At 39.7% G+C, this 4,596-nt stretch carries 3 protein-coding genes and 1 pseudogene; all 4 read left to right on the top strand.

The annotated features are described in order from the left end of the window. The coding region (locus tag Q9Q35_RS02900) for a MucBP domain-containing protein (protein WP_304652053.1) at positions 1-1,060 on the top strand (1,060 nt) is incomplete at its 5' end. 159 nt (positions 1,061-1,219) lie between these two features. Continuing rightward, positions 1,220-3,049 carry a translation elongation factor 4 gene (lepA, locus tag Q9Q35_RS02905; protein ID WP_304652054.1) on the top strand — a complete coding sequence of 610 codons (1,830 nt, stop codon included), beginning with the start codon at positions 1,220-1,222 and terminating at the stop codon, positions 3,047-3,049. 602 nt (positions 3,050-3,651) lie between these two features. Beyond that, complete coding sequence (locus Q9Q35_RS02910) at positions 3,652-4,059, top strand: hypothetical protein (protein ID WP_304652055.1); 408 nt, start codon at positions 3,652-3,654, stop codon at positions 4,057-4,059. Next, positions 4,056-4,596: pseudogene (locus Q9Q35_RS02915) on the top strand (hypothetical protein); the annotation flags it as partial. The gene Q9Q35_RS02910 and the pseudogene Q9Q35_RS02915, both read left to right, overlap by 4 nt.

Below are 4,596 nucleotides of genomic sequence, written 5' to 3' on the forward strand. Positions count from 1 at the left end.
AGAATTTGGTGCAGTGACAAGCCCCGAGCTTAAAGGTTACACGGCTGATAAAGCCAAAGTAGCCGCACAAAGTGTGACAGCTGATAGTGCAGACATCGAAGTAACGGTAACATACACGAAACAAGCTGCAACTGAAGTGAGTGAAACAAAAGAAGTAACGCGCACGATCAATTATGTTTATGCAGATGGTCTACAAGCTTTAGCACCAGTCAGTGAAACTAAGACCTTCACAAGAAGAGGGACCAAAGATGCTGTGACCGATGCGATCACCTGGGGAGCATGGAGTGGCGTACAAGAATTTGCTAGTGTAACGAGCCCACAGATCTCTGGTTATTGGGCTGATCGTGCAAGCGTTCCAGCTACTACAGTTGATCATATGAGTCTTGATCAAATCGAACGTGTTGTTTATACAGCAAACTACAGCTTGACAGAACGCTTTGTAGATAATATGGGCAATGAATTGATCCCAAGAATTGTTAAGAAAAATCTCTTTGTACCAGGTATGGATTTTGACAATACTGCTGATGCTAAGGTGATCACGGGTTACGTCTTACAAAAAATCGAAAATGGTATCGGAACATTTGGTGAAGGTGATGAAACCACAACATTCATCTATGCTAAAGTTGGTAATATCGTTCCTGTTGATGAAAATGGTAATGCCTTAGTTCCTCCAATTCCATATGAAAATGCTGAGGATGATCCTTCTGGTGTTACACCACATCAAAAGGTACCAACGATCCCAGGATATAAGGCAGAAGTAGAGTTTGTCGATCCAACTGATCCTACTTCAGATACGATCGTTAAATATGTAGCTGAAAAAACAGCAGAAGTACCAGAAGTGTCTGAAAAACAAGAACCAACTAAAACAAAGAGCGTAACTGTCCCAACCTCTCAAGTTGGGCCAAAAGCAACTACTCCGGTTACAGATGAAACAAAAGTTGCTGAATTACCACAAATGGGTGATAATGATAAAGCACAAGTAACAGGTGTCGGTGCGATGTTAGTTGCCTTAGCAGGAATTTTAGGCTTAGGTGTTAAAAATAAGCGCAAAGAAGACTAAAATAGATTTTTAAAATAACTAGAGTGTAGCCCAAACTATGCTCTAGTTATTTTTGGTAAAATTGACGCTGACCTGTAAAACAGGCTATAATTGGTAGTTAGAGAGTATAGAGTTGGGTGAAGAATTTTGTTTTGCCCACTAGAAAGTAGGAAGAGCGAAATGGATTTTGAAAAAATGTCGGAGCGCCAAAAGCATATTCGGAATTTTTCGATCGTTGCTCATATTGACCATGGGAAATCGACTTTAGCTGATCGCATTTTGGAATTGACTGATACGGTCTCAAAACGTGAAATGCAAGATCAATTGCTCGATTCGATGGATCTGGAGCGCGAACGTGGGATCACGATCAAATTAAATGCAGTAGAGCTTCATTATCATGCAAAAGATGGAGAAACTTACATTTTCCACTTGATCGATACGCCTGGGCACGTGGACTTTTCATATGAAGTTTCACGTTCACTGGCGGCTTGTGAAGGTGCTGTTTTAGTGGTCGATGCAGCGCAAGGTATCGAAGCTCAAACTTTGGCGAACGTTTATTTAGCATTAGATGATGATCTTGAGATCGTACCAGTGATCAATAAGATCGATCTACCTTCAGCTGAACCAGAGCGCGTGCGCCAAGAGATCGAAGATGTGATCGGTCTGGATGCTTCTGAAGCAGTCTTGGCTTCAGCTAAAAATGGGATCGGGATCGAAGAAATGCTAGAAGAGATCGTTCAAAAAGTTCCAGCACCAAGTGGAGATCTAAAAGCACCGTTAAAAGCGTTGATCTTTGATTCAGTCTATGATGATTACCGTGGTGTTGTATTGAGCTTACGGGTCTTTGATGGAACTGTAAAACCTGGTGATAGGGTCCGTTTGATGAATAGTGGCGCGGAATACGAAGTTATTGAAGTTGGAGTCAACTCACCTAAGCCGATCAAGCGTGATTTCTTGATGGCTGGGGATGTGGGGTATTTGACTGCAAGTATCAAGGATATTCAAGATACACGTGTTGGTGATACCTTGACACATGCTGATGATCCAACTGAAAAACCATTAGCTGGTTATCGTGAAATGAGCCCAATGGTGTATTCTGGACTCTATCCGACCGATAATGCTAAATATAACGACCTGCGTGAAGCACTAGAAAAATTAAAGTTAAATGATGCAGCGTTAGAATTTGAACCTGAGACCTCACAAGCTTTAGGCTTTGGCTTTAGATGTGGTTTCTTAGGATTATTGCATATGGATGTTATCCAAGAGCGTTTGGAACGTGAATTTGGAATGGAATTGATCACTACAGCGCCATCTGTAACGTATGACGTTGAATTGACAGATGGCTCACATGTTAGTGTTTCTAATCCATCTGAAATGCCAGATGTTCCAACGATCAAACAGATCAATGAACCTTACGTTAAAGCTGAGATCATGGTCCCAAGTGATTATGTTGGAGCAGTGATGGAATTATGCCAAGCTAAGCGTGGAAATTTTGTCACAATGGATTACCTTGATGATTATCGGGTGAATGTTATCTATGAAATGCCGTTATCAGAGATCATCTTTGATTTCTTTGATAAATTAAAATCTAGTACTCGTGGTTACGCTTCACTTGATTATGAACTTGATGGGACACGTCCAAGTGATCTGGTCAAGATCGATATCTTGTTGAACGGCGATAAAGTCGATGCGTTGAGTTTTATTGCACATCGGCAATTCGCTCAACAACGGGCACGGGTCATCACGGATAAGCTAAAGACGATCATTCCACGGCAAAACTTTGAAATTCCGATCCAAGCAGCGATCGGGGCTAAGATCATTGCACGGACTAATATCAAAGCTTATCGTAAAGATGTAACGGCGCGGATCCATACGGGGGATCCTGACCGGCGTGCAAAATTATTGGACAAGCAAAAACGCGGTAAGAAACGGATGAAAGCTGTTGGACGTGTAGTTGTTCCACAAGATGCATTCATGGCTGTCTTAAAAACTGACGAAGAGATCAAATAGTTTAGTTATCTCCCCAAAATATAACTTTGGGGGGTTTTTTTTGTTTGATACGATGATAAAAAATTAGAGAGCATTAGATAAACAGATCGAGAAGCGCTTTGGTGAATCACCTAAATAAGCTACTAAAGGAAAACTACAGGCATGGCAGAAGGGGGCTGCAGGAAGTTTAGCTACGATCATTGTTTTAGAGCAAATTTACTGTGCTAGTCCATGTGTGTGGGCTTATGACGGGATGGCAAAGAACCGATCGCAAACGATCCATCAAGTAGCGTTATATTATTTTGTGAACTCTGATTAGACAATGATCTTGAATTTGAAAAAAACATTTAGCGTGCTTAGAGCGATCCAAGCATTATCTGTATCGAAGTTTAATCTGAGAAATTAGTTTTTCTCAAGGAACCAAAATTATCAATTTAGAAGAAAACTATGGATTTTTAAGGAGGTGTATCTTTTTTTGGAGAAGTGTTGCTTATAGTATAAAGATATTTTTATTACTTAAATTAAAAAAAGAATTGAAAATGATTAGAAAAAATGTTAATATTCAGCTTGTATCTTAGCTATTTAGATTTTTATTTATGTAAAGGCTTTACTGGAGGAGAGTCATGCAGAAAAAAAGAGTATTTCTAGTACTTATCGCGATTTTTCTAATACTAGCCGGAATAGGAGGAACAAAGAAAGTGGTCGAAATGAGACAAGAAGCACAAAAAGAACGCCAGATAGCTTTTTTGAAGGCGCATGAAAAAGAACTAGTAGATTTTATCAAAAAATACAGTTCACAAGAAGAAACAGTGGAATTTGATTGGGGGACAGTAGAGGCTGGAAAAGGAATGGCATTTACAAAACCTACGTTGATCGTAAAGTTTAATATCAGTGATAGTTCAGAAAAAAAATATAATGATCAAGGCTATGTCCTTAGAGTAGACACTGATATAAATAAGTTAAATAAAATCGATGCATTGATGGTATTGAATGATCCAATATATTCGAATATTCAAGGTGAAGATCAATGAGTAATCTAGAAAGTATTTATAATCTATACGTGAACTTAGCCAAAAGCACATATCCAAGGAAACCAAGACCGTTTGTCTACGAACTATTACCACAAAGTGCGCGTAATAGGTTAGACAGAGGATATTCCGTTCCATTCACATTCCCTCATGCAAAAGACGCCTATGGCAACGATGCAAGTAAAGTTTATCTCCAACCCGACAAACTTAAGACAGTAACAGAAAAAGATTGGTTTGGTAACGAAAAAACGTATCAAAAAGGTCTGTTGACCGATGAAAAGGCTGGGTATAATTCCTATTACGTGGCTGACACCAAAAAGTTAAACAACGAGACTAAGCATACGTATTTTGCAACTCGAGGTAGTGACGCAATGAGTTTGAATACTTTGAATGATTGGGTGAGCAACAACGGCTCGTTTACTTTATTCAACGCCTATATCCCTCAGGCAAAACTTGCTAGTAAAGCGATGCAGGCTAAGGTGGGTGAATTGCGTAAAAAAGCTCCTAATGCTACGATGGCGGTCACTGGGCACTCGTTAG

Origin of the sequence: uncultured Ligilactobacillus sp. (assembly GCF_948826705.1) — a bacterium.
Lineage (GTDB): Bacteria > Bacillota > Bacilli > Lactobacillales > Lactobacillaceae > Ligilactobacillus.

What these genes read in the sequence shown, in the direction of transcription:
- lepA (WP_304652054.1), top strand. Translation starts at nt 1,220, where the DNA reads ATGGATTTTGAAAAAATGTCGGAGCGCCAAAAGCATATTCGGAATTTT.
- Q9Q35_RS02910 (WP_304652055.1), top strand. Translation starts at nt 3,652, where the DNA reads ATGCAGAAAAAAAGAGTATTTCTAGTACTTATCGCGATTTTTCTAATA.